The 23,133-nt window shown below is 68.5% G+C and carries 23 protein-coding genes; 1 reads left to right on the top strand and 22 read right to left on the bottom strand.

Annotated features, from left to right (window positions below):
• Nucleotides 1-10: 10 nt before the first annotated feature.
• From ACYVLV_RS19305 to ACYVLV_RS19265, 9 genes are all read right to left on the bottom strand, one after another.
• Complete coding sequence (locus tag ACYVLV_RS19305; RefSeq protein WP_460812990.1) at nucleotides 11-1,864, bottom strand: efflux RND transporter periplasmic adaptor subunit; 1,854 nt, start codon at nucleotides 1,862-1,864, stop codon at nucleotides 11-13.
• Nucleotides 1,861-2,670: a hypothetical protein gene (locus ACYVLV_RS19300; protein ID WP_460812987.1), complete on the bottom strand. Its 810-nt coding sequence runs from the start codon at nucleotides 2,668-2,670 to the stop codon at nucleotides 1,861-1,863. The genes ACYVLV_RS19305 and ACYVLV_RS19300 overlap by 4 nt, the downstream gene beginning before the upstream one ends.
• Before the next feature lie 44 nt (nucleotides 2,671-2,714).
• Complete coding sequence (locus ACYVLV_RS19295) at nucleotides 2,715-3,965, bottom strand: ABC transporter permease (RefSeq protein WP_460812984.1); 1,251 nt, start codon at nucleotides 3,963-3,965, stop codon at nucleotides 2,715-2,717.
• On the bottom strand, nucleotides 3,962-4,648 hold the full coding sequence (locus ACYVLV_RS19290; protein ID WP_460812982.1) for an ABC transporter ATP-binding protein: 687 nt from the start codon (nucleotides 4,646-4,648) through the stop codon (nucleotides 3,962-3,964). Before ACYVLV_RS19290 ends, ACYVLV_RS19295 begins: the two co-directional genes overlap by 4 nt.
• A complete protein-coding gene (locus tag ACYVLV_RS19285) occupies nucleotides 4,645-5,709 on the bottom strand; it encodes an efflux RND transporter periplasmic adaptor subunit (protein ID WP_460812980.1) in 1,065 nt (354 codons plus the stop codon). Before ACYVLV_RS19285 ends, ACYVLV_RS19290 begins: the two co-directional genes overlap by 4 nt.
• Nucleotides 5,710-5,892: 183 nt before the next feature.
• Complete coding sequence (locus ACYVLV_RS19280) at nucleotides 5,893-6,450, bottom strand: class I SAM-dependent methyltransferase (protein ID WP_460813094.1); 558 nt, start codon at nucleotides 6,448-6,450, stop codon at nucleotides 5,893-5,895.
• Between the two features lie 92 nt (nucleotides 6,451-6,542).
• Nucleotides 6,543-7,340, bottom strand: coding sequence for a tRNA pseudouridine(38-40) synthase TruA (truA, locus tag ACYVLV_RS19275; protein WP_460812977.1), 798 nt, complete (start codon nucleotides 7,338-7,340; stop codon nucleotides 6,543-6,545).
• An 80-nt stretch (nucleotides 7,341-7,420) separates the two neighbouring features.
• Nucleotides 7,421-9,601 (bottom strand): MSCRAMM family protein, encoded by a 2,181-nt coding sequence (locus tag ACYVLV_RS19270; protein WP_460812974.1) that lies wholly within the window; start codon nucleotides 9,599-9,601, stop codon nucleotides 7,421-7,423.
• 98 nt (nucleotides 9,602-9,699) lie between these two features.
• The gene (locus tag ACYVLV_RS19265; RefSeq protein WP_460812971.1) at nucleotides 9,700-10,614 is read right to left on the bottom strand and encodes a PfkB family carbohydrate kinase; all 915 of its coding nucleotides are present in this window, start codon (nucleotides 10,612-10,614) and stop codon (nucleotides 9,700-9,702) included.
• Nucleotides 10,615-10,657: 43 nt separating this feature from the next.
• Here ACYVLV_RS19265 and ACYVLV_RS19260 point away from each other — a divergent pair, with 43 nt between their 5' ends.
• On the top strand, nucleotides 10,658-11,026 hold the full coding sequence (locus ACYVLV_RS19260; protein WP_460812968.1) for a GntR family transcriptional regulator: 369 nt from the start codon (nucleotides 10,658-10,660) through the stop codon (nucleotides 11,024-11,026).
• Here the strand turns inward: ACYVLV_RS19260 and ACYVLV_RS19255 are convergent.
• The 13 genes from ACYVLV_RS19255 to ACYVLV_RS19195 form a co-directional block, all read right to left on the bottom strand.
• Nucleotides 11,008-12,291 carry a hypothetical protein gene (locus ACYVLV_RS19255; protein WP_460812966.1) on the bottom strand — a complete coding sequence of 428 codons (1,284 nt, stop codon included), beginning with the start codon at nucleotides 12,289-12,291 and terminating at the stop codon, nucleotides 11,008-11,010. The genes ACYVLV_RS19260 and ACYVLV_RS19255 overlap by 19 nt on opposite strands.
• Nucleotides 12,291-12,851 (bottom strand): SigE family RNA polymerase sigma factor, encoded by a 561-nt coding sequence (locus ACYVLV_RS19250; protein ID WP_460812964.1) that lies wholly within the window; start codon nucleotides 12,849-12,851, stop codon nucleotides 12,291-12,293. Before ACYVLV_RS19250 ends, ACYVLV_RS19255 begins: the two co-directional genes overlap by 1 nt.
• A gap of 210 nt (nucleotides 12,852-13,061) precedes the next feature.
• Nucleotides 13,062-13,697, bottom strand: coding sequence for a 50S ribosomal protein L17 (gene rplQ / locus ACYVLV_RS19245; RefSeq protein WP_460812962.1), 636 nt, complete (start codon nucleotides 13,695-13,697; stop codon nucleotides 13,062-13,064).
• 109 nt (nucleotides 13,698-13,806) lie between these two features.
• Nucleotides 13,807-14,823, bottom strand: coding sequence for a DNA-directed RNA polymerase subunit alpha (locus ACYVLV_RS19240; protein WP_460812960.1), 1,017 nt, complete (start codon nucleotides 14,821-14,823; stop codon nucleotides 13,807-13,809).
• A gap of 216 nt (nucleotides 14,824-15,039) precedes the next feature.
• A complete protein-coding gene (gene rpsD, locus ACYVLV_RS19235; protein ID WP_460812958.1) occupies nucleotides 15,040-15,648 on the bottom strand; it encodes a 30S ribosomal protein S4 in 609 nt (202 codons plus the stop codon).
• A gap of 30 nt (nucleotides 15,649-15,678) precedes the next feature.
• Nucleotides 15,679-16,080: a 30S ribosomal protein S11 gene (gene rpsK, locus ACYVLV_RS19230; protein WP_460812956.1), complete on the bottom strand. Its 402-nt coding sequence runs from the start codon at nucleotides 16,078-16,080 to the stop codon at nucleotides 15,679-15,681.
• A 71-nt stretch (nucleotides 16,081-16,151) separates the two neighbouring features.
• Nucleotides 16,152-16,529 (bottom strand): 30S ribosomal protein S13, encoded by a 378-nt coding sequence (gene rpsM, locus ACYVLV_RS19225; RefSeq protein WP_460812953.1) that lies wholly within the window; start codon nucleotides 16,527-16,529, stop codon nucleotides 16,152-16,154.
• 194 nt (nucleotides 16,530-16,723) lie between these two features.
• Nucleotides 16,724-16,837, bottom strand: a complete 114-nt coding sequence (gene rpmJ / locus ACYVLV_RS19220) for a 50S ribosomal protein L36 (protein ID WP_135079087.1) — start codon at nucleotides 16,835-16,837, stop codon at nucleotides 16,724-16,726.
• A gap of 53 nt (nucleotides 16,838-16,890) precedes the next feature.
• Nucleotides 16,891-17,112: a translation initiation factor IF-1 gene (infA, locus tag ACYVLV_RS19215; RefSeq protein WP_460812950.1), complete on the bottom strand. Its 222-nt coding sequence runs from the start codon at nucleotides 17,110-17,112 to the stop codon at nucleotides 16,891-16,893.
• Between the two features lie 281 nt (nucleotides 17,113-17,393).
• The gene (locus ACYVLV_RS19210; RefSeq protein ID WP_460812947.1) at nucleotides 17,394-18,452 is read right to left on the bottom strand and encodes an LLM class flavin-dependent oxidoreductase; all 1,059 of its coding nucleotides are present in this window, start codon (nucleotides 18,450-18,452) and stop codon (nucleotides 17,394-17,396) included.
• 120 nt (nucleotides 18,453-18,572) lie between these two features.
• Nucleotides 18,573-20,885, bottom strand: coding sequence for a DUF3488 and transglutaminase-like domain-containing protein (locus tag ACYVLV_RS19205; RefSeq protein WP_460812944.1), 2,313 nt, complete (start codon nucleotides 20,883-20,885; stop codon nucleotides 18,573-18,575).
• Nucleotides 20,882-22,084, bottom strand: coding sequence for a DUF58 domain-containing protein (locus ACYVLV_RS19200; protein ID WP_460812941.1), 1,203 nt, complete (start codon nucleotides 22,082-22,084; stop codon nucleotides 20,882-20,884). Before ACYVLV_RS19200 ends, ACYVLV_RS19205 begins: the two co-directional genes overlap by 4 nt.
• An 8-nt stretch (nucleotides 22,085-22,092) precedes the next feature.
• A complete protein-coding gene (locus ACYVLV_RS19195; RefSeq protein ID WP_460812938.1) occupies nucleotides 22,093-23,061 on the bottom strand; it encodes an AAA family ATPase in 969 nt (322 codons plus the stop codon).
• Nucleotides 23,062-23,133: the final 72 nt, after the last annotated feature.

The raw sequence follows: 23,133 nt of genomic DNA, 5'->3' as shown, positions 1-23,133 counted from the left end.
GAGGCCGGGATCAGTTCCGACCCCCCGGACGCACTCCCCTACCGCCGGTTCCGGCACCGCCTGGACGCTCGCCCAGTCCCCCGGGCCCGGTGGTCGTCTCCGTGTCGGCGCCGGGCAGCGGCGCGTCCAGATCAGCGAGCACGACCTGTTGTCCGACCTCGACTCCCTCGGTGATCGAAGTCCTGCTCGGACCCACCACGCCCACCGTGACCGGCACGGTCGAGGGCACTCCCTCCTCAAGCACCGTCACCGAGGTTCGGCCGGTGTTCGCCACCGCCGAGGACGGCACCGTCAAGGCGTCCTCCACGGTGCTGGTGACGATCTCGACACTCGCTCCGACACCCTCCGGAGCGGCGATGTCGTCGGCCAGATCGACCGTCACGGGGTAGGCGACGGTGTCGGTCGTCGACGGCAGGATGCCGATCTGAGTGACCGTTCCGTCGACGGGTTCGTTGGAGCCGGCCGGGGTCACATGAACAGACTGACCCTGGGCGACCCGGCCGACCTGGGCCACCGTCACCGTCGTGGTCACGGTCGAGCCGCCGTCTCCGACGATCACCACGGTCACGTCCTCGGCCGATACGTCGTCGCCGGCTGCGAATCCGACGTCGAGCACGGTCCCGGCGAACGGGGCGGTCATCGTGGCCGCGTTGCGCGCCAACTCTGCCTCGGTCACCTCGGCCTCAGCCGTGTCGATGGCCGCTTGATCGCTGGCGATGCTCCCGGCGGGTGCTTCGTCGGAGCGTTCACTGGCCGACGGAGCGGAGTCGCTCGCGGACGGGGCCGTCGACTCTGACTTCTCGCTCTCCCGGTCCCCGTTCTCCTGGTTCTCGCTCTCCCGGTCCCCGTTCTCCTGGTTCTCGCTCTCCCGGTCCCCGCTCTCGGCGGCCCCACTGCCCTGGCCGGCGTTTCCCTGAGGCGTCACGGATGGCGGGTTCTCCCCGGTCCCCTCGTCCGGCGCTGGTGCCGACTCGGGTTCCGCTTCCGCCAAGATCGTGATGGCCTCGGTCAACGTGTCGTTCAAAGCGCCCAACGCCTCTTGCAAGGCGGCCTGTCTCTCGGCGACCTCGTCCTGTCCCCCCTGGACGACGGCCAACGCGTTGGCACAGTTCGAGTCGACCTGCGTCGACGGACCGACACCGGAGTCCTCGTCGGGAGAATCGTCGTCCTCGGGGGCATCTCCGTCCTCGGGCGCATCTCCCTCCTCGACGGGACCGTCGTCCACCACACAGGCCGCCGCCTGGGCCTCGAGGGCGGCCTTCGCGGTCGCGATCGACTCGGAGGCCGCTGACTGTGCCGAGGTGACCGAGTCCTGCTGCTCGGCCAACGTCTCTAGTGCTTGGTCCAGCTCGGTCGAGCCTTCCGACTCGCCACCCGAGCCAGCGTTCGTGGTGTCCGGTGCGACCGACGTGGCGGGCGCGGCGCTCGATGCTGCCGCTGTCACCGTCGACGCCGCTGTCACCGTCGACGCCGTCGCCAAGGTCGAGATCGCCGAGGCGACCGTCGACGTCTGAGCGATCTGGTCGGTCTCCAGTTGGGCTCTGGCCCGGGCGAGGCCGGCCCGGGCGCGGGTGACGGCCGCGTCGAGGTCCTCGGGGTCGAGGCGACCGACTACCTGACCGGCCTTCACCTGATCTCCCACGTTGACCGCGACACCCTTGATGGTTCCGCTGACGCCAAAGGACAGGTCGCGACGTGTCGAGGACACGACGGTTCCGGTCAGGGTCAAGGTCTGCTCCACGTCGGCGACGACCACGGCTGCGGTGCGGTAGTTGCCAGCGGTACTACCCGTCGCCCAGGACACACCGCCGGCGATCAGGACGGCCCCAGCGATGACCGCCACGGTGCCCGGCCGGCCCCTCATTCGGTTGCCTGCGGGCGCCGTCCGCCGAAACCGGCGACGCACGCGCCGTCGACCGGATCACTGATGGCGATGGTCTCCGCGGTGATGGAGCCCGTGTCGTCGGCGTCCCCTCCGCTGGTTACGCAACGGCCGACCGTGATGTCGGAGGCTTTGGCGTCGGCGGTGGCGGTGAAGGTCGCGTCCGAGGAGACGCTCACCACGATGTCCGTGGTGCTCCCGTCCTCCGGGTCCTGCCCGGCGACGGTGAAGCCGGTCTCGGAGACCGACACCACCTCACCGAGGACACCGGTTCCCCGACCCTCTCCGCGGCCGCCCGCGGGTGCGCCCTCGGTTGTGCCGTCAGGAAGGTCGGTCGGGCGCGGGCGTGCGGTGTCGGTCCGTTCGCCGTCGACACCGTTCGCGCCGTTCCCACCCCCGCGCGCGCATCCCTCGTCCCCCATCTCGGTGATGCGTACGTCGCCGGCGGCGATCTCCTCCCCCTCACTGTCGTCGTCACTGGTCACCGCGACACACACGCCCACGGCCACGCCGGCCAGATCGGTGTCCACCTGCTGGGTGAACGTCGTCACGTTGGTCCAGGTGACGGCGACCTGACCTGCGTCGTTCTGCACCTGGGCGGTCGACCCGTCGATCTGGACGACTTCACCCGATCCTTCGGGTACGCCGCCACCGCGGCCGCCGGCCGCTGCCACCTGTGCCGGGGCAGCGGCAGTATCGGCTGCGGTGTCGGTGGCGGTCTCGCTGCTACCGCAACCCGCGAGAACGAGCCCTAGTGCGAGGACGGTGAGGACCAGTGGCTTCTTCATGCTTCTCCTGTGGTTCTGGAGCTCGATGCTCCGGGTCGGGGGGGTCACTCGCTGCGCAGTGCGTCGATCGGGGTGAGCCGGGCCGCCCGGTCGGCCGGGTAGACACCGAAGCCGATGCCGAGAGCCAGTGCCGTGAGCAGGGCGCCGAGGGCAGCGGGCACCGATAGCGAGACGGGTTGATCGATCAGGGGCGGCAGGACCTGCCAACCGATGATGCCCAGAACGACACCGGCCACCCCGCCGGCCAGCCCGAGGATCGAGGCCTCCACGAGGAACTGGCGGCGGATCATCCGTGGGGTGGCGCCGAGTGCTTTCCGCAGCCCGATCTCTCGAATCCGTTCGGTCACGGAGACCAGCATGATGTTCATGACCCCGATCCCACCGACCAGCAAGGAGATTGCCGCGACGCCCCCGAGCAGGACGGTCATGGTGCGGTTGGTCGAGTTGGCCGTGTCGAGCAGTGCCTCCTGACTGGTGATGGTGAAGTCGGCGTCGAGGCTCGTGACGTCGTGCAGGTTACTGAGAAGTGCCGTGATCTCCGCGTGGGCGGCGCCGAGCGTCTCCTGGTCTCTGCCTTCGACGTAGATCGAGGACACCGACGTACCGGTGCTCCCGGTCACGGCCGAGGCCGTCGCCAGAGGAGTGACCGCGGTGTCGTCGAGGGAGGCGTCCGCTGAGGACCCTCCCGAGGATTCCAGCACGCCGATGACGGTCAGCGCCGCACCGTTGACCGTGACGATCTGACCGACCGGGGACCGCAGACTGAGCTCATCGACCGTGTCGGCGCCGAGCACTACCACCCGGGCGCCCGAGGCCACCTCGTCGGCGGTGAAGAACCGCCCGGACGACAGGGTGCGGGAGCGTACGTCGAGCCAGGCCACCGAGGTACCGACCAAGGTGGTGGTCCAGTTGTTGCCGTCGCTGACCAGCGCTGTCGACGAGGTGGTCGTCGGTGCGACCGCCGAGACGTCCGGGACCACTTCCGGGTCGGCGATCGCCTGGGCGTCGGCGAGCGTCAGGGTGGACGCCGAGCCGAATCCGCCGCGTACGCCGGCCTCGGACGTCGCACTTCCCGGCGACACGACGAGCAGGTTGCTACCCAGCGAGTCGATCTGTTCGCGCACCTCGTCCTGCGCACCCTGGCCCAGGCCGACGGTCAGGATGACCGAGGAAACCCCGATCACGATGCCGAGCATCGTCAGCATCGAACGCATCCGATGAGCGAGCACCGCTTCGAGACCGGTGCGAACGGTTTCGCCCCAGGTCATCGCACTCTCGGCGACGGCGGCCTTCACGCCACTCCTCCAGCTGTCATGACATGCCCGTCCCGCACCTCGATGGTGCGCCCTGCCCGGGCTGCCACATCGTGCTCGTGGGTGATGAGCACGATGGTGCGACCACGTGCGGCCAATCCGTCGAAGAGACCGAGGATGTCGGCGGTCGACTGCGAGTCGAGGTTGCCGGTCGGTTCGTCGGCGAGCAGCAGAGCCGGGTCCGTCACCAACGCTCGGGCGACCGCGACCCGCTGTTGCTGACCACCGGACAGCTCACCGGGTTTGTGATCGGCCCGCTCCCCGAGACCCACCTGGGTCAGGGCGGCATGGGCTCGGGCCCGACGCTCGGCCGGAGGAACGCCGGCGTAGATCAGGGGGAGTTCGACATTGCGCCAGGCGGACATGCTGCGGAGCAGGTTGAACTGTTGGAAGACGAAACCGATCCGCCGGTTCCGCACTTCGGCCAACTGCGCCTCGCTCATCGTCGAGACGTCTTCCCCGGCGAGCCGATAGGTGCCCGAGGTCGGCACGTCGAGGCATCCGAGGATGTGCATGAGCGTCGACTTTCCCGACCCCGACGGGCCGATGACGGCGACGTACTCCCCCTCATCGATCCGGGCGTCGATACCACGCAACGCCTCGACCTGGACGGCCCCCGTGTCATAGACCTTGCGTACGCCGGAAAGCTCGAGGATGGCGCTCACGGGTTTCCCCCGAGGTCCCCTTGACCGCCACCGGCTCCCCGACCCTGCCGGTCAATGCCGGGGGCCTGGTTCTCCGTCCCACCGTCGACTCCCGTGCGGCCGACCACCGCGGCGACCTCCATCTGGTCGCCCTCGACCAGACCGGCCGTGATCTCGGTGGCGGCGCCGAAGGTCTGGCCCACCTCCACCGTGGTGCGCTCGGTCGTCGAACCGTCGATCTTGTCGACGTACGTCGTGCCGTCCTCGCTGCTCACCGCCGATGTCGGCACGGTGAGAACGTCCGGGATCTGCTTGACGATGATCGACAGATCAGCCGATGTGCCGGCGTAGAGGCCGTCTTGTGTTCCGGTCACCGTCACGGTGACCGGGAAGGTCGCGGCTCCCGAGTCGTCGGCCTCCGCGACGCGGCCCACCTCCGCGACGGTGCCGTAGACGTCTTCTGCGGCCCCGCTGGGCGTGATGGTGACCTGCAGGCCCTCGCTGACCTGATCGATGTCGTCGGCCGCGACGTCGGCAGTGACCACGAAGGTCTTGGGAGTGATGACCGTGACGGCTGCCGTGGACACGGTGGTCGCCGTGGCACCCCCTGACCCGGCGTTCGTGGAGGTCGCCCCGCTGCCGGCCTGATCCCCGACCTCCACCGTGACAGCGGCAACGGTTCCACGGAAGGTGGCGGTCAGCGTGGCCGCGTCGAGGCTCTGTGCGGCCCCCACGACGGTCGCCTCGGCGCTGGCGACCGCCGCGTCGTGGGAGGCGCGTTGCACGCTGGACTCTTCGCCGTCTTCGTCCGCCGTGGTCTCGGCGGCCTCCAACTGGGCACGCGCCGACGCCAGTTCCGCGTCGAGCGCAGCGGTGTCGAGCTGGGCCAGCGTGTCACCGACCTTGACCGTGTCCCCCGGCTCAACGCTCACGTTCGTCACGCGCCCGGTCACGGAGAAGTCCAGGTCCGCCTGTTTGCTCGGCTCGATCGTTCCGGTCGCGGTGACCGTGGTCTGGTAGGTGCCGATCGTGGCTTCCGCGATGGTCGCCTCCACGGTCTCGGCGGCGGGTCGCGTGAGCATCCAGGCGCCTGCGCCGCCCACAGCAATGAGGGCGGCGACGGCAATCAGAACCAGCCGACGAGATGGACGGAGGGACAGTCGCGAAGCCAGATGCCTGGCACGTTGGGGGATCGACACACCGGAACCATGTCGGCGCGACCTGTGCCAGTCATCGGCTGGACATGTGCCTGACCTGTGAATCTCCTACAGGGCCTGGTCTGCGACCCGTGACTCCAGGATGCGGAAGCCCTTGTCGGACCCGATCCGTGTGGTCGGGTAGCCCTGCTCGGTGAGCCAACGCTGAAGCGAGTCGCCGCCGAGGTTCTTGCCCACCACCATGACCGCCCGACCCTGTGGGGTGAGCCGCGCGAACCAGGTCAGCAGCAGCTCGTGCAGAGCAGGCTTCCCGATCCGGATCGGCGGGTTGGCCCAGATCTCGTCGTACGTCGCCTCGATCGGCACCTGCTCGGGGGTGACCGCCTTGAAGCGACCCACCAGACCGAGGGCCTTGGCGTTCTCGTTGGCGAGGAGCACGGCCCGCTCGTTGACCTCGACCCCCGTCACCACAGCATCCCCGGCGGCAGCGATGGCCAGCCCGATGGCGCCGTACCCGCAGCCCAGGTCCAGGATCCGGCCCGCGGTGGGTGGCTCGGTCTCCCGGAACAGCGCGCTCGTGCCGACGTCCACCCGGCCCTTGGCGAAGACCCCGGACCCGGTCACCAAGGTGAGCTCACGCCCCCAGATCGTGGTCCGGATCGGCATCCGTTTGAAGGGGACCGAGGGGTCGGCGGAGAAGTAGTGCTCGGCGTCGTCAGTCTCTTGCTTCACATCGTCTTGGTTCACGTCGTCCTGGTTCACATCGACCTCCGGGCGCGAGTCTGCTCTGCACGGGACAGGAGTTCCGCATCGGGTGGGTAGGCCACCTCTTCCAAGGTCAGCCCCTGCGCGCGCGCCGTCCGCACCGCCGGGTTGCGATCACCCGCGGCGAGGACCTCCATCACCCAGTCGGCGTCACGGTGCCCCTCACCGACCGCCATCAGGCAGCCGACCAGCGACCGGACCATGCTGTGACAGAAGGCGTCCGCCCGCACCGAGGCCACCGCGACCCCGGACTCGTCGCGCGCCCAGGTCAGGTCGAGCAGGGTCCGGATCGTGGTGGCGCCCTCGCGGCGTTTGCAGAAGGCCGCGAAGTCGTGGCGACCCAGGAGTTCCTCGGCGGCGGCGTTCATCGCGTCGAGGTCCAACCGGTGCCCCCAGGTCAGTACGTGCCGTCGTGTCAACGGATCCACCACCTGAGTGGAGTCCGCGATCCGGTAGGCGTAGCGCCGCCACAGGGCGCTGAAGCGGGCGTCGAAACCCGGGGCAGCCTCGACCGCATCTCGCACCCGGATGTCGCGCGGCAGCACCCCGTTGAGGCGGCGTACGAGATTGGGCACCACACCATCGACGTCGACGTGCACCACCTGTCCGCGGGCGTGGACCCCCGCGTCGGTCCGGCCGGCGCACACGACCTCCACCCGCGTGGCCGGTACGACGCGCAGCACCATGGCCAAGGCGGCCGTGACCTCCTCCTGCACCGTCCGCAAACCGGGCTGAGTTGCCCAGCCGTGGAAGTCGGTGCCGTCGTAGGCAAGATCGATCCGCAGGCGCACCCGCGGATTCTGTCACCGCCCCGTCGGAGGCCTCTCGTGGGGCTCAGAGTGCGCTAGAGCGCACGCTGAGGGACACGCGACTAGCGACGCACCTTCGGCGAGCGTCGTGAGCGTGCCTCGACGGGAATCCGGCTCGCTTTGCGGGCGGTCACGCGAACCTGGATCCGGCGCCCGAGCATCCCGCTGGTCACGCGCATGGTCCGTCCCTGCTCACGCTTGATGACCCGCGACCCCAACCGCCACTCGTAGTCGCGCGAGACCCGGCGTGCGTCGTACAGGTCGCGGACCGCGCGCAACCGGTTCCCGACCCGGACCGATCCCCGGATCACCGGGCGGTTCCGCACCCGCAACGGACGCGGGACCACATCGACCCGCGCGTTCACTCCGGTGACGCGCTGACCGGCCCGCAGCCGAATGAGGGTGGCGTCCTGTTCCCGGTAGGCGTTGCGCCAGAACTGCGTACGGCTGCTGCTCGTGGTCCGGTGGACGAACCGGATCCGGTAGAGCCCCGCAGGCAGCCCGACCAGGCTGTAGCTTTCGTCGTAGCCGCCGGCCCGGCTCACCCAGCGTCGCCGCCACCCGTTGCCCTCACGACGCTCTGCGGAGACCTCAACGATGTCGTTGATCTCGCGTCCGAAGACCTCTCCGGAGACCCACGCCGCCTTCGGCACAGCGATGTCGATGCCCTCGACCACCTTGCTGTACCCGACCGTGATCTCGGTGGCGTCCTCCTGGTAGAGCTCGTTGGGCCAGTACATCCCCACGTGGTGGGCCTCCAACAGGTTCGAGGCTCCTTGGACGAGGTAGCGGCCCGGTTCGAGGCCGTCGATGATGTAGTTGCCGTCCACGTCGGAGTGTCCTGAGCCCGCCGCGCCGAAACCCAGTCGGCCGACGCGGTAGGCCGCCACGTCCTTGGACAAGGGTCGGCCGTCCCGGTCGGTGAGCCGACCGACGATGGCGGACTTGGCGGTCAGCCGAGCGTCGATTCCCCCCGCCGTGGATCGCCTCGCCACCACGACCTTCTGCGCCCCCTGCTTCGTCGCCGCTCCCCGCCACCACTGTTCGTAGTGGTTGCGCTCGGTGAAGTGGAGGACGTACTCACCCGGTTGGACGCGTAGTTCGTAGGTCCCGTCCTCCCGAGTGCTCTCCGACTGCTGAAGGAGGCCGAGACTGACGTTGACTCCCGCCACCGGGCCTCCGCCGCGGGACGTGGTGACCCGACCCGTGATGACGCTCAGCGGATCGAGGGTCATGTCGATCCCGTCGGTGGTCACCCCCGACCGCACCTCGACGTCGTCGCCCTGCTGCGGGGTGTCCTGGTCCGGGAAGATCTCCGAGGCGTAGTCGGACTCGCTCACCCCCACCCGGTAGGTGCCCGGGGCCAGACCCCTGATGACGTAGCCGCCTGCGTCGTCGGTCTCCGCACCGTTGACCGAGACGAAGTGTCCGTCCTTCGTTCGCGCGTACGCCCCGACCCTGGCGGACCGTTCGCCGGGACTGTCGTGGGCGTCGATCGTGCCGGAGATGGATCCGCTCACGGGAAGGGACACGTCGATGTCCGAGGTCCCGCCCTCGACCACGTCGATCCGGGTCGCGTCGCCCTCGACGGCGCTCGCGTCCCACCACATCGTGGCGTAGATCCCGTCCGGGTCCTGGACCCTGAGGGCGAAGTCTCCGAAGGTGTCGGTCTGAAGGTTGTAGAAGCCGGCCGAGTCGGTGGTCGTGCGGTTCCCGCCGCCGTAGATGCAGTCGGTCGGGCACCACCTGACGTCCATCCCGCTCAGGGGGGCTCCTGTTCGGTCGGTGACCCGGCCGGAGACAGTAGGCGTCGGCGCCAACGCCGCATCGGCGCGAAACACCGACCGGCTCTGACTCAGCACCACGGGACGAACCGCGTCGTTGCTGTAGGCGTTGTCGTAGAACTCCCGCCTCCACCGGGGGTCATCGCTGTCGAAGCCAACGAGGTAGCGCTTGCCGAAGTCGAGTCCGGTCACGTCGTAGACGCCCTGCGCATCGGTCCGGGCCCGGGTGCCGTAGTAGTCCTGGGTGGTGACGGGATCCATCCAGGTGACCGTGACCGCGACATTGGAGAGGGGGACCCCGGCGGGGTCGACCACCTGCCCGATGATCCGTCCCTCGCCCGCTGAGGCGGGGGCCCCGGCGGCACCCGCGAGAGCAGGAACCAGAAGCCCGCTCATCAGGGCGAGGACCAAGACCCAGGACCGCACATGGCGGCGCCCCGAACCACGTTGCTTCGTCATCGATCTCCCCCGCGCGCCGACTGAACCAGCGAGATCGTGTCACGGATCGGAGGAAATCGATCGCCCAATCGGACAATCGTTGTCGTTCTTGGAGCCGTTCAGTCCAGATCGGCCCGGGTCGGCGGGTCCGCACCGGGACGACCGACCGTGATGGCCGCGGCCCGCACAGCCCACCCCAGGACGTCCGACCAGACCGAGGGTCCAGCGGATGCGAGAGCCTGCCGGCGCTCGGCCCCCAACAGGTCGTGGGCCGCCAGGGCGTCGAGGGTGGCGGCCGAGAAGGTGTCGCCCGCCCCGATGGTGTCGACCGCGTCGACCTTCGCCGCGGCCACCTCGCCGCTGTGCTCGACCGTCCGGTACGACGCCCCCTCGGACCCTCTGGTCACGACCACCGCGGACGCGCCCAACGACAGGATTCGATCCACGGCCCCGTCGGTGCCGAGGTCGGGCCACAGGGTCTCGAAGTCCTCGTCCGAGGCCTTGACGAGGTCGCAGAGGGCGGCCATCTGCTCGACCCGCTGCACGATCTCCGGGCCCGCACCGGTCACGGCGGCTCGGGCGTTGATGTCGTAACTCACCGTGGCCGAATCGCGCAGGTTCTCCACGAGGGCGCGTGCGTCGGAGCAGCCCGGTTCCAGGACCGCGGCCAACGAGGTGACGTGCACCGACAGGGGTGCCGGCGCTCCCGGGGTCATCGGGTTCAGCGCCCATTCGACGTCGAAGGTGTACGTCGCAGCATGGTCGGCCCCGATCTCGGCCAGCGCCGAAGAGGTCCGAGGGATCGCCGCCGGGTCGGTGGCCAGCTCGACACCGTCCGCGCCGAGGTGGCGGGCGAGCAGGTCGCCGTACTCGTCGGGGGCGAAGCTGGTGGCGATCTGCACCGGCCGGCCCAGCCGTGCCAGCGCAATGGCCGTGTTCGCTCCGCTGCCGCCGGGGAAGTCCACTTCGGCCTCATCGCTGCGTCGTACCCGATCGATGAGGGACTCCCCGATCACGAGGATGAGCTTCTCCATGTCCTCACCTCATCACATCCGGGCACCTCCGTAGGCTGGGGCGATGGACATGCATCCGCTCGACCAGTTCGCGGAGGTGCCGCCGTTCGAACAGATCCGCGCCCAGCTGGCCCGCCGCGCAGCAGAGGGGGAGTTGGAAGCGGGTCAGAAGTTGCCGACCGTGCGTGCCCTGGCCACGGAACTGGGTGTGGCCGTCAACACGGTGGCCCGCGCCTATAAGGAACTGGAGGCCGACGGGGTCGTGGTGACGGAGGGTCGTCGCGGCACCTTCATCGCGTCCCACAGTGACACCTCGGCCGAGGTAGCCGCGTCCGCGGCGGCCTTCGCGGCGTCCGCGAGGCACGCCGGTCTGACCCGACACGACGCGACCCGGCTACTGGACGAAGCCTGGGATCAGTCGACCCGGACGTAGGTGACGATCGCCGCCTGGCTGGTCTCGTCATCGCCGGAGCGACGAAGGACGGCCACGGCGCCCGGCCCGCTGAAGAGGCCCAGCCCGATGCTCGCGACATCGCCACCCGCCCCCACTCCGTCCTGCACACCTTGGAAGGTGAACTGGGTGACTCCGGACCGCGCCCGGGCGTATCCGAAGGCCAACGCGGGTTGGTCCGCGTCGCCGAGCAGGAGCCGCGCCCGCTTCGCACCTCGCGGTGCTTCGACGATCTCGTCGCGCTGATAGGTGTGCCCGCGGTACTCCACCAGATCGGGTGCCGCCTGCTGGAACACCCCGGAGTCCGAGGGGTTCGGCACCGTGTAGAGCGCTACGCCGATCTGTACGTCGTCGCCCTCGATGACCGGTCCACTCGGGCCGTCGGTCAGGTAGATCCGCGTCGCCCAGTTCACCCCTGTCCCGGTCTGCGTCGACCGACTCGGCGTGACATCGACCGGGGTGGGACCGTCACAGTCCTGCCGGCTGGTGAGGACCGACTGCGGACTCTCGATGTGCAGCACGGTGCCCCGAGGTGCTCCCGCACAGAAGTACGCGGTGGCCGTGAGTTCCGAGTTCGTCATCGCCTGGACCTCCAGGTCACTGACCCCTGGTGCCCCGACCTCGGCGGCCAGGAGTCGCTGGCCCGCCACCTCGTCGCGGAAGGTGACTCCGCCGTCGCTCAGCCCGGGAGGTCGCGCGTCGAGATCCACCGTGTAGATGGCCACACCGACCTCGGATCCGTCGTCCGACCGCACGTCGATGGTCCCGGACTCTCCCGGACCGACCAGGATGAAGTCGGAGAAATCGCTGCTGCGATAAGTGGCCGCTTCCTCGCCACCGAGTAGGTCATCGGTCACCGCGACGGTGTCGTCGTCCCCCTCCGTCGCCCAGGACAGTAGACGCGGCGCGTTCGAGGCCGCGAGATCGACGGAGATGGAGTCGCCGTCCCCCTCAAGACCTCGGTCGAACGTGTAGGTGTATCCGAGGGAGGAGAGTTCCTCCGGCGGAGTCAGCCCCACGATCGAGGCCACCTCAGGGGTGGGTGACGGAGACTGGTTCGGAAGCAGGGCGACTCCGGCACCGACGGCCAGGATGGCGGCCGCGGAACCCGCGACGGTGACACGCCGACGACGGCGTACGACGCGAACGCGCTCGCGGATCTCCCCCGACCTGGTCGCGACCGCGTGGTCCGACACATCGGCGGCCTGGTCGTTGAGGGCCTGGCGTAGTTCGTTGATTCCGGTCATCACTTCTCCTCACCCTCGCTGGAGGCCAATGCGGGATCGATCCGCAACTTGCTCAGGGCCTTGCTCGTCTGGCTCTTGACGGTGCCGACCGAGCAGTCGAGCATCTCGGCGGTCTGGGCCTCGGTCAGATCCTCGAAGTAGCGCAACACGATGACGGCTCGCTGGCGTCTCGGCAGCGTGTCCATCGCTCGCCACAGGTCCTGGCCGATCGACGCCGTTTCGCTGTGGTCGCTGGCCGGCGCCCGCTCGGGCAGCTCGTCGGTGGCCACCTCACCGTTCCACTTGCGTCGCCACCAGGAGGCGTAGGTGTTGACCAACACCTTGCGCAGGTACGGCTCCGGACGTCCCTCGATCCGGTCCCAGGCGAACCACGCCTTGGTCAACGCCGTCTGGAGGAGGTCCTCGGCCAGGGCGTGATCGTGGGTCAGTAGGTAGGCGGTCCGGAGCAGGGAGGTGGACCTCGCCGTGACGAACTCATCGAAGTCCGACTCGCGTCCCCGCACCGGTCCACCCTTTCCGAGATCGATCTGTTCGCCGAGATGCGAACGCGTGGTGATCATGTCCTGAATGACCAGTTGAACCCGGTGGATGGTTGCCCGCCGCCCCGAACTCTTTCGCCGAGTCGGCGCTTGTTGTTCAAAACGCGCCGGGTCGAGCCCTTTCCTGCGTCAAGTTGCGCCGACTCGGCGAAAACGAAAACCCGCCCCACCTTGGACGGCGGGACGGGCTTGCGAGAGGTGCTTGTGTGGAGCGGGAGAACGATCAGGCGGTCAGACCTTCTCCTCCGAGTCGGACGCGGCCTCGTCGGCGGCGGCCTCGGGGTCGACAGCGACCTCGGACTCTTCGGCGTTCTCGGCCGACTCGGGCGCTTCGGCGTCCATGTCGGCGGCGGGCTCGGCCTCGGTGACCGAGTCACCCTCGACGGCGGGGGTCTCCTCCTCGCCAGTCACCTCGGGTGCGTCCACAGTTTCCTCCGGAGTGCTCTGAGCCGCAGCAGCCGGAGCCGCCTTGGTGCGGGGTGCGCTCGGCGAGTACGCCTCGGTCACGAGCTCGATGACGGCCATGGGGGCGTTGTCGCCCTTGCGGGGTCCGAGCTTGGTGATCCGGGTGTAGCCGCCGGGACGCTCCGCGAAGGTCGGCGCGATCTCGGTGACGAGCTCGTGCACGATCGTGGTGTCGCGGATGAGCTTGCGGATCTCGCGGTACTGGTGAACCGTGTTCTCACCCTTGTGCGCCTTGACGCCCTTGGTGATGAGCTTCTCGGCGTAGGGGCGCAGCATGCGTGCCTTGGCCTCGGTGGTCGTGATCCGACCGTGTTCGAACAGGGCGGTGGCCAGGTTCGCGAGGATCAGTCGCTGGTGTGCTGCGCTACCGCCGAGGCGGTAGCCCTTCTTGGGCTTGGGCATTGCTCTTCTCGTTTCTTCGAAGCCGTGTGAGGTACTCCGAATAGTGGTGGTGGTGAACCGGTCGGCCGGCCGGGATCAGGTGATCCCGGCTGGCTCGATCAGCGGTGGATCAGTACTGCTCGTCCTCGACGAAGGCGTCGTCATCGTCGTCGCCGTACGCCGCGAGGGCGGCGGCCGCGTCGAAGCCGGGCGCGCTGTCCTTGAGGGACAGACCCATCTCGACCAGCTTGGCCTTCACCTCGTCGATCGACTTGGCGCCGAAGTTGCGGATGTCCAGCAGGTCCTGCTCGGAGCGGCCGATGAGTTCACCCACGGTGTGGATGCCCTCGCGCTTGAGGCAGTTGTAGGACCGCACGGTCAGCTGCAGGTCCTCGACCGGGAGGGCGAGGTCAGCGGCGAGCTGCTCGTCGACCGGCGAGGGACCGATGTCGATGCCCTCGGCCTCGACGTTCAGCTCACGGGCCAGACCGAACAGCTCGACCAAGGTCTTTCCGGCCGACGCGATGGCGTCGCGGGGCAGGATGGACGGCTTGGTCTCGACGTCGATGACGAGCTTGTCGAAGTCGGTGCGCTGCTCGACACGAGTGGCCTCGACCTTGTAGGTCACCTTCAGCACGGGGCTGTAGATGGAGTCGACCGGGATGCGGCCGATCTCGTTGTCGGCGCCCTTGTTCTGGACCGCCGAGACGTAGCCGCGGCCACGCTCCACGACGAGCTCCATCTCGAGCTTGCCCTTCTCGGACAGGGTCGCGAGCTTCAGTTCGGGGTTGTGGACCTCGACGCCGGCAGGGGGCGCGATGTCGGCACCGGTGACGTCACCGGCACCGGACTTGCGCAGGTACATCGTGACGGGCTCATCGTGCTCGGAGGAGACGACCAGACCCTTGAGGTTGAGGATCAGCTCGGTCACGTCCTCCTTGACGCCCTCGATGGTGGAGAACTCGTGAAGAACCGAGTCGACCTTGATGCTCGTGACCGAGGCACCGGGGATAGAAGACAGGAGGGTACGGCGAAGGGAGTTGCCGAGCGTGTAGCCGAATCCGGGCTCCAACGGCTCGATGACGAACCGCGAACGGAACTCGTCGACGGTCTCCTCCGACAGGGTGGGGCGCTGTGCAATGAGCACTGGTGTTCTTCCTTCCCGGGCCGACCGCTATTTGAGGGCCCAGACTGCTGAGTGAGTGATGAAGGCGGCGGGGAGAGCGACCAGAGGTCGCTTCCCCCGCCGAAAAGCTGTTCTGTTGTGAAGCCTGGTTCTGCTCCGAGTCGCCCAACCCGCCACGCGTGTGAGGGTCTGGGGGCGAAGCCCCCAGCGGGGTAGTCGGGGCAGAGCCCCGACCGTCTACTTCTTGGAGTAGAACTCGACGATCAACTGTTCCTGGACCGGTAGGTCGATCTGCGCCCGCACGGGAACCTGGTGGATCAGGATCCGCATCCGCGAGGGCAGCGATTCCATCCAGGCGGGGACGATCCGCTCGCCGTGGGTCTCGCGAGCCACGATGAAGGGGGTCATCTCCAGGGACTTCTCACGCACGTCGATGACGTCGTAGGCAGAGACCTGGAAGGAGGGGATGTTGACCTTCTTGCCGTTGACCTTGAAGTGGCCGTGGACGACGAGCTGGCGGGCGTGGCGACGCGTACGGGCGAACCCGGCGCGGTAGACCACGTTGTCGAGGCGGCACTCGAGGAGCTGGATCAGGTTTTCACCCGTCTTGCCCTGACGACGCGAGGCCTCGGTGTAGTAGTTGTGGAACTGCTTCTCCAGCACGCCGTAGGTCAGGCGAGCCTTCTGCTTCTCCTGCAACTGGGAGCGGTACTCGCTCTCCTTGATGCGGGCCCGGCCGTGCTGGCCGGGGGGGTAGGGGCGACGCTCGAATGCGGCGTCTCCTCCGACGAGGTCAACACCGAGACGGCGCGACTTCTTGGTCATGGGACCGGTGTAACGGGCCATTTCTGATCAGTCTCCTTTTCTGTCTCGGTGTCAGACGCGCCGGCGCTTGGGCGGGCGGCATCCGTTGTGCGGGGTGGGGGTCACGTCTTGGATGGTGCCGACCTCGAGGCCGATGGCACCCAAGGAACGGATGGCGGTCTCGCGACCGGAACCGGGACCCTTGACGAAGACGTCGATCTTCTTCATGCCGTGCTCCATGGCGCGACGGCCAGCGGCCTCGGCAGCCATCTGAGCGGCGTACGGCGTGGACTTGCGCGAACCCTTGAAGCCGACGGTTCCGGCGGAGGCCCAGGCAATGACCGCACCGGTGGGGTCGGTCAGCGTGACGATGGTGTTGTTGAACGTGCTCTTGATGTGAGCCTCGCCCTGAACAATGTTCTTCTTCTCTTTACGGCGGACCTTCTTGGCGCCCGCGCGAGCCTTGGGAGGCATGCAGTATCTCCTGAACTAACTGGTCTGATGAGGTGAGAGGTGAAGATCGAGTCGTGAGATCCCCGCAGGGATCACTTGACCTTCTTCTTGCCGGCGACCGTGCGCTTGGGACCCTTGCGGGTGCGAGCGTTGGTCTTGGTGCGCTGACCGCGGACCGGAAGGCCCTGACGGTGGCGGCGACCCTGGTAGCTGCCGATCTCGATCTTGCGACGGATGTCGGCCTGGACCTCGCGGCGGAGGTCACCCTCCACCTTGATCTCCTGCTTCTCGATCTCGTCGCGGAGCCTGACCAGCTCGTCGTCTCCCAGGTCCTGGGTCCGCATGTTCGGATCCACACCGGTGCTCGCGAGGAGCTCCTGGGAGCGGGTACGGCCAATGCCGTAGATGTAGGTGAGTGCGATCTCAACGCGCTTGTCGCGCGGAAGGTCGACTCCCATGAGGCGTGCCATGTCGTGCCTTTCTGGGGGGCCTTACGGCCCCGGGAAGCTGCATCTGTTTCGTTCGTGTCGCGCCCGGGTCAGACGATGGTGCGTGTCCTGGCCCGGCTCCGGCAGATGCTCCGGAGGTGGTTCGGTCCGCAGATGCGGACCTAAGCGATCACGTTGAGGTGAATCCCGAGATGAGTCTCGAGATCAGTATTCAGTTAGCCCTGGCGCTGTTTGTGGCGCGGGTTGGAGCAGATCACCATGACGCGACCGTGGCGACGAATCACCTGGCACTTGTCACAGATCTTCTTGACGCTGGGGGCGACCTTCATGTCAGCCCTTTCTTGTTCGGAGTTCGGCTGGCTCCCCTAGAACAACGGGGGTGCTACTTGTAGCGGTAGACGATGCGACCTCGCGTGAGGTCGTACGGCGAGAGCTCCACGACGACCCGGTCCTCAGGGAGGATCCGAATGTAGTGCTGACGCATCTTGCCGCTGATGTGCGCAAGAACCTTGTGACCGTTGCTCAACTCGACGCGGAACATCGCGTTGGGTAGGGCCTCGGCGACGGTGCCCTCGATCTCGATCACGCCTTCTTTCTTCGGCATGCTCCTCCACCATCTTATTCGTTGCGTACGTATGTATCCCTCATCTACCGTCGACCCGCGAACCTCGAGCAGTTCCCCACTCGTGGACCTCGTGCAGCCGCAGGTGACACCTCAATCCCCCGGGCGCACTGCAGATCTACTCCGATTGGAGTGATCCCCAGCGATCCGGGCAGCCGCGAGGCGCCGCCAACAGACCCACGTTGGGCCGACACGCCAGCATAGAGCCAGGACGCCTGAATACCCAATTCACCCGGGGAACACGGCGGTCGGCTCGGCCACCGTCAGTCGCAGACCCACTCCAGGGTGTCCTCACGGGCCGGCGAGCGGGTCGGATCGGTGCCCAGGTAGGCCCCGCCGACCGGGTGGATCATCACCTCGTCGATGTCGTGGGTCACAGCGAAGTCGCTGATCCGCCGGCGGGCCTCGTCGGGGGTGTCGATGATCCAACGTTGAGTCATCGCCTCAACGAGGTCGCGGTGCGAGGCGGGCAGCGTCTCGAGGGACTTCTCAGCCTCTTCGACCGCCGGCTGCGCGGTCAGCGGTGCACCGGTACGCAGCGAGACCATCTGCAGCATCTGCGGAAGGGCCAACCGGGCCGCCTCCTCGCGGGTCTCGGCCACTGACACGTTGAGGGTCAAGAAGGTCCGCGGCGCACTCGGGGCACCGTCCTGACCCGAGGGGCGGAAGGACGAGCGGTAGAGCGCCAACGCCTCGGCGGTCCCCTGCCCGGAGAAGTGGTGAGCGAACACGTAGGGCAACCCCTTCTCCCCCGCCAGTCGTGCGGAGTAGTCGGAGGAGCCCAACAGCCAGACCGTCGGCGCAGACCGTGCGTCGGGGGTGGCCTTCAGGGTGTGGGTGCGTCCCTGCACCGAGACGCCTACCCCGTCGGGCGACATCATGGCCACCACGTTGTCGACGTACTCCGGGAAGTGGTTGACCGCGTCCTCGCTCACCCCGCCTCCACCGTGGCGAAGGGCCCAACTCGTCACCGGGTCGGTGCCCGGCGCCCGCCCGATGCCGAGGTCGATGCGATCGGGATAGGCCGCTTCCAGAAGGGCGAACTGCTCGGCCACGACCAGGGGCGCGTGATTGGGCAGCATCACCCCGCCGGAGCCGACCCTGATCCGCGAGGTCGCCGCAGCCAGGATGCCGATCAGAACCGGCGGGTTGGTCGCCGCGACCGCTGGCATGTTGTGGTGCTCGGCGACCCAGTACCGCTCGTAGCCCAGGCCGTCGGCCTGCTGGGCAAGGGAGCGAGCTGCGTTGACCGCGTCGGCGCTGCTCTGGTCGGCGCGAACGGGTGCGAGGTCGAGGACGGAGAGGGTGGGGTTGGCAGTCATCAGGGGTCTAACGGGCCCGACGCCGAAGGCATTCCCGCAAGCGCGCCGGCGCTGAGTTCGCGTGGACGGAACCAGGTTTCGAGGCTCCTCGCCTAGCGGCTCGTCACACCTCAACCATCGTCAGCGGGCTCGACCGCGCCGCAGACTGCGCAGGCTCACCGCGGCCCGGATTCGTTGCCGGCGGTTGACCGAGCGCGACATCTCCCGGCGTTCGGAGTCGACCTCCGACCAGTAGGCCGTGGCCACGACGTCGGCTGGCTCCACCGGCCCGAAAACGTGCCCGTCGGCCACCCGGGCCAGTTCGGGGCCGCGCCCCGCGGAGACCAGTTCCGCTTGTTCGCGTCGGGTCTGCCCCGCTCCGACCGGTACGGCGCGGCCCAGGTCCCGGGCGTGGTCGACCAGGTCGTTCCACCCGCCCACGACCCGGGCCGAGACCTTGGCGGCCCGGCGACGGCGTCGACGGCGCGCGACCTTGAGACCCACGATGCTGCCGATGATCAGTCCGGCCAGGAGCAGCGGGCCCCCGACGGCGATCGCCAGGTAGCGCACCCACGCCGGAAACAACGGCCCAGATGCGTCCTGCTCGCCGTCACCCTTGCGGGCCTGGAGTTCGGTGTCGTTCTGTTCGGCCAGCGTCGAGGGGGGCGGGATCGGGGCCGGCGGCGGGACCGTCGTCCCGCTCTGCTCCTGTTGGGTGACCGGCGGCTGTTCAGCGGGCTTCTCATCCCCCATGAACTCCTCGGTGGGCAGCGTCCGCCACGAACCGTCGGCGACCTGCAACTCGACCCAGGCCTTGATGTCCTGGCCCTGCACCACCCCGTCGGCGGGCACCTCGGCGCCCATGACGACCCGGGCGGGAACGCCGAGGCTGTTGGCCATCAGCGCCATGATCGCGGCGTACTGCTCGTCGTTGCCGGCCATGATCGGGGCGTTGGCGAACTCCTCGCCGAGCCGTCGCACGTTGTGCCCGGCACGGTAGGCCCGCTCGGCCTCGATCACGCCGTCGGAGTAGCGGCCCTGGGTGCGAAGGTAGTTCGCGACCGCGAACACCCGGGCCATCGGTTCGTTCTCGCCGCCGCTCCATTCCCGGCGTTGGGTCTCGAGGAAGGACGCCGCGAAGGCGGCGTCGGTGGTCAGCCCCGAGGGGGCGTCGGTGGCCTTCACCTCGTCGGGGGTCACCACCGTCTCGAAGCGGTAGACGTCGCCGGGCCGGACCCCACTGGGAACGACTGCGGTCTCCGTGGCCAGGTTGTAGCGGAAGCTCTCGCCCTTCGCCTCGGGGTCGCCCTGCTCGAAGTCCATGGATTGAAGGGCCCCGATGGTGGGCAGCCAGACGTCGTCGTACCCCTCCCCGACGGTCACTTCGATCTGTGCGGATTCACCGTCGACGGGGTTGTCGATCACCGAGGAGACCCGTTGGAAGGAGTCGGTGCTGCTGCCGGGGATGGTGTCGTTCGCGGCCCCCCACACGATCCCGTCGTAGTAGTCGAGCGCGGCGATCCGGATCCGGGAACCGGCCGGGGCGCCCTGGACCGTCATCAGGATGCTGTCGTAGCGGTTCACCGTGGGGTCCGGGTTGGGGGTCTCCACGTAGCGGCGGAACGACGCCAGCGGCGAGGGGTACTGCCCCACGTCGAAGGGAGGCGTCACGTAGGTCCGTAGCACCACCCGTTGGTCGTCGGGACCGGTGAGCCACGAGGTGATGGGTAGCGCCACGACCCCGGCGATCAGCACCAGTGCGGTGGCCATCAGAACGCGACTGCGCGCGCCGACACCTCCGGTGACCGGAGCGGTATGACGCCGGGTGCGCACCACCAGCCACCCCAGGGCCAGGATGGCGAAGACAACTCCCTGCAGCCACAGGGACTGGGGGCGACGGACCCCGAGCAGGATCACCAGAACCAACACGGACGCCGGGCCGATCAGCGGTAGTCCCGCCGCGACGGGGCGATCCCAGCGGGCCAGACCGGCCCCCAGGAGACCGGCCGCGAGGCCGAGGGCCCAGGGCAGGACGAGTAGCGGCCCGGCGCCGTCGACCGGGGGCAGCGTGGTGAGCAGGTCCTTCCACCCGAACAGCACCTGGTCGCTCAACGCTCCCAGCGTCCCGGGCCCGGGAAGGAAGGCCGAGGGCCCGGAGTCACGCAGACACAGGGGTCCACCGAGGAGCAGGAAGGCCGCGAGACCCAGGACCACGGCGGCTACACCCGGCCAGCCCAGCACCCTGGTCAGGTGGACGATGGCGATCCCCACCACGACTCCGACGGCACCCACGATGACGACCTGTATCCCGGTGAAGGTCGTGGTCAGACCGGCCAACGCGACGATCACCAGAGCGCTCAGGAATGCGGCGTCGACGGCCTGGCTCCGGGTCAACCGCCAGGTCCGTCGCGCCCGACGGGTCGTGCTGCGCGCACCACTCGTCCGGGTGCTCATGTGGTGCTCCAGTGCAACAGCCCGGGAAGGTCGTTCCGACTGGGCAGGCGCAGGACCGTGACTCCTCCGGCCTCGGTGACCCCTGCGGTCGCGGCGGGATCGATGATCACGGCGATGCGGCGTACCTCGGGAGAGAACACCGCACCCGCCCGGAGGACGTCCTCGAAGGAGCAGTCGGCACCGGTGACCAGGAACAGCAGACTGGTGTCGGCGGCGGTCCGCGCAGCACGTTGGGCCGCCCGGACCAGACCCTCGTCCCCGGGCGTCGCGCGACACACGGCGTCCAACGCGAGGTTTCCGTCGCTGCCGGTCGAGGCGTGGGACCCGCACAGGAAGGACGCCTCGAAGTCGTCGAGCACCGCTCGAACGATGATCGAGGCGGTCACCGACATGGCGGTCTCGAAAGTCTCCGGCCCCTGCTCGACGTCTTCACCGGCGGTCCTGGTCCAGCTGGCCGGCCGGTCGTCGACCACGATCGTGGCGTGGCTGCGACGCGTGTCGAGGTACTGGCGCACCAACAACTGGTTACTCCCGGCCCCCATCACCTTCGCCGAGGAACGCCAGTGGACGTGGCGCAGATCGTCGCCCGGGGCGTACTCGCGCAGCGCGTGGAAGGCCAGGTCCGAGGAGGAGATGGCGTCGGTGCTGACCCCCTCGAGGTCGCGCAGGAGGCCCGCACCCAGAGCGTCCAGCGGCACCATGGCGGGGCGCACCAGCACCTCGTGGACCTGTGTCCACAGCGAGTCGCGTGAGAACAGCCCGAGCGGATCGCCCCGTCGGGTGGTGGCCGGCCCGACCGCGATCACCCCGCGACGATCCGTGCGGATCGTGAAGGCCTCCTGATGCGTCGCCCCAGCAGCCAGAGCGGGTACGCCGTAGCGGTGCGCCGCCGACCCGACCGGGAGTTCCAGGGTGGTCGGCAACATCCGCGACGTCGAGTCGTTGGTGACCTCGACCGCGGCCGAGACCGTGCCGCCCGCCGCGATCCGGGACGGCTCCAGCAGCAGGGCGACCCGCACCCGGGTGCGGCCGAAGAGGAAGGGTAGGGCGAAAAGGCACACCAGCACGCAGGCCACCCCCACGACGGTCAACTCGCGCCAACCGAACCACGCCGCGACACCGAGCGTGACGACACCGATCCCCAGCACCGTCCAGCCGAGCGGGCGCACCACCCGGGCACCCTCGAAGAGCCTGTCCATGTCGTCGCTCAGGCCACCCGGTCGGTGGGCGGCGCGACCGACTCGAGGAGACGGGCGATCACCGACTCGACGGTGACGCCACTGAACTGGGCCTCGGCGTCGAGCAGCAGCCGGTGACACAACACGGGGGTGGCGAGCTGCTTGACGTCGTCGGGGATCACGTGGTCGCGTCCGTCGGCGGCTGCCCAGGTCTTGGCGACCCGGACGAAAGCCAGGCAGCCCCGGGCGGAGAGTCCCAGCTTCACGTGGGGCTGGCGTCGCGATTCCTCGGCCAACTCGGCGATGTAGCCGATGACCGCGGGGTCGACGTACACCTCGTCGGCGAGGTCGCTCATCTGGGCGATGGTGGCGGAGGTGATCACCGGGGTGACCAGAGCCGCGCGGTCGCGCACCTTGGCGTTGACCAGCAGTTCGATCGTGGCCGCCTTGTCGGGATAGCCGACCGAGGTCTTCATCAGGAACCGGTCCAGTTGCGCCTCGGGCAACCGGTAGGTGCCGGCCTGTTCGATCGGGTTCTGCGTCGCGATCACCATGAACGGTTCGCCGACCTCCCGGGCCACCCCATCGACGGTGACCCGTCCCTCCTCCATGACCTCGAGCAGGGCCGACTGCGTCTTCGGCGAGGCTCGGTTGATCTCGTCGGCAAGCACGATCGTGTGGAAGATCGGACCCTGGTGGAAGTCGAAGGTGCCCTTGTGCTGGTCATAGACGGTCACCCCGGTCACGTCGGAGGGCAGCAGGTCCGGGGTGAACTGGATCCGGGCATGACTGCCCTGGACGGTGTTCGCCAGGGCGCGGGCCAACATCGTCTTGCCGGTCCCGGGGAAGTCCTCGAGCAGCAGGTGGCCCTCAGCGAGCAGGCAGGTCAGGGTCAGCCGGACCACGTGTCGCTTGCCCAGCACGGCCTTCTCCATGTTGTCGGCCAACTGGTCGAAGGTCTCCTTGAACCAGGCGGCTTGTTCGGTCGAGAGAGTCACGATGGGGTTCCTTGGTGGGGGTGGGTGGCGGATTGGTTCGGGTTGCTGGGGCTGGTCGGGTTGTCCGGGCTG

The organism is Nocardioides salsibiostraticola (assembly GCF_054783655.1).
The sequence above is the reverse complement of the archived record's forward strand: the minus strand, read 5'-3'. Positions and strand labels throughout refer to the sequence as shown.

Excerpts from the sequence above, each read along its gene's own strand:
- ACYVLV_RS19250 (WP_460812964.1), bottom strand. The coding sequence starts at position 12,851 with ATGATCACCACGCGTTCGCATCTCGGCGAACAGATCGATCTCGGAAAG.
- ACYVLV_RS19210 (WP_460812947.1), bottom strand. The coding sequence starts at position 18,452 with ATGACTGCCAACCCCACCCTCTCCGTCCTCGACCTCGCACCCGTTCGC.
- ACYVLV_RS19260 (WP_460812968.1), top strand. The coding sequence starts at position 10,658 with ATGGACATGCATCCGCTCGACCAGTTCGCGGAGGTGCCGCCGTTCGAA.
- infA (WP_460812950.1), bottom strand. The coding sequence starts at position 17,112 with ATGCCGAAGAAAGAAGGCGTGATCGAGATCGAGGGCACCGTCGCCGAG.
- ACYVLV_RS19305 (WP_460812990.1), bottom strand. The coding sequence starts at position 1,864 with ATGAGGGGCCGGCCGGGCACCGTGGCGGTCATCGCTGGGGCCGTCCTG.
- ACYVLV_RS19265 (WP_460812971.1), bottom strand. The coding sequence starts at position 10,614 with ATGGAGAAGCTCATCCTCGTGATCGGGGAGTCCCTCATCGATCGGGTA.
- ACYVLV_RS19285 (WP_460812980.1), bottom strand. The coding sequence starts at position 5,709 with ATGCTCACGCGACCCGCCGCCGAGACCGTGGAGGCGACCATCGCGGAA.
- ACYVLV_RS19280 (WP_460813094.1), bottom strand. The coding sequence starts at position 6,450 with ATGCCGATCCGGACCACGATCTGGGGGCGTGAGCTCACCTTGGTGACC.
- ACYVLV_RS19205 (WP_460812944.1), bottom strand. The coding sequence starts at position 20,885 with ATGAGCACCCGGACGAGTGGTGCGCGCAGCACGACCCGTCGGGCGCGA.
- ACYVLV_RS19200 (WP_460812941.1), bottom strand. The coding sequence starts at position 22,084 with ATGGACAGGCTCTTCGAGGGTGCCCGGGTGGTGCGCCCGCTCGGCTGG.
- rplQ (WP_460812962.1), bottom strand. The coding sequence starts at position 13,697 with ATGCCCAAGCCCAAGAAGGGCTACCGCCTCGGCGGTAGCGCAGCACAC.
- ACYVLV_RS19255 (WP_460812966.1), bottom strand. The coding sequence starts at position 12,291 with ATGACCGGAATCAACGAACTACGCCAGGCCCTCAACGACCAGGCCGCC.
- rpsK (WP_460812956.1), bottom strand. The coding sequence starts at position 16,080 with ATGCCTCCCAAGGCTCGCGCGGGCGCCAAGAAGGTCCGCCGTAAAGAG.
- rpsM (WP_460812953.1), bottom strand. The coding sequence starts at position 16,529 with ATGGCACGCCTCATGGGAGTCGACCTTCCGCGCGACAAGCGCGTTGAG.
- ACYVLV_RS19300 (WP_460812987.1), bottom strand. The coding sequence starts at position 2,670 with ATGAAGAAGCCACTGGTCCTCACCGTCCTCGCACTAGGGCTCGTTCTC.
- ACYVLV_RS19270 (WP_460812974.1), bottom strand. The coding sequence starts at position 9,601 with ATGACGAAGCAACGTGGTTCGGGGCGCCGCCATGTGCGGTCCTGGGTC.
- rpsD (WP_460812958.1), bottom strand. The coding sequence starts at position 15,648 with ATGGCCCGTTACACCGGTCCCATGACCAAGAAGTCGCGCCGTCTCGGT.
- rpmJ (WP_135079087.1), bottom strand. The coding sequence starts at position 16,837 with ATGAAGGTCGCCCCCAGCGTCAAGAAGATCTGTGACAAGTGCCAGGTG.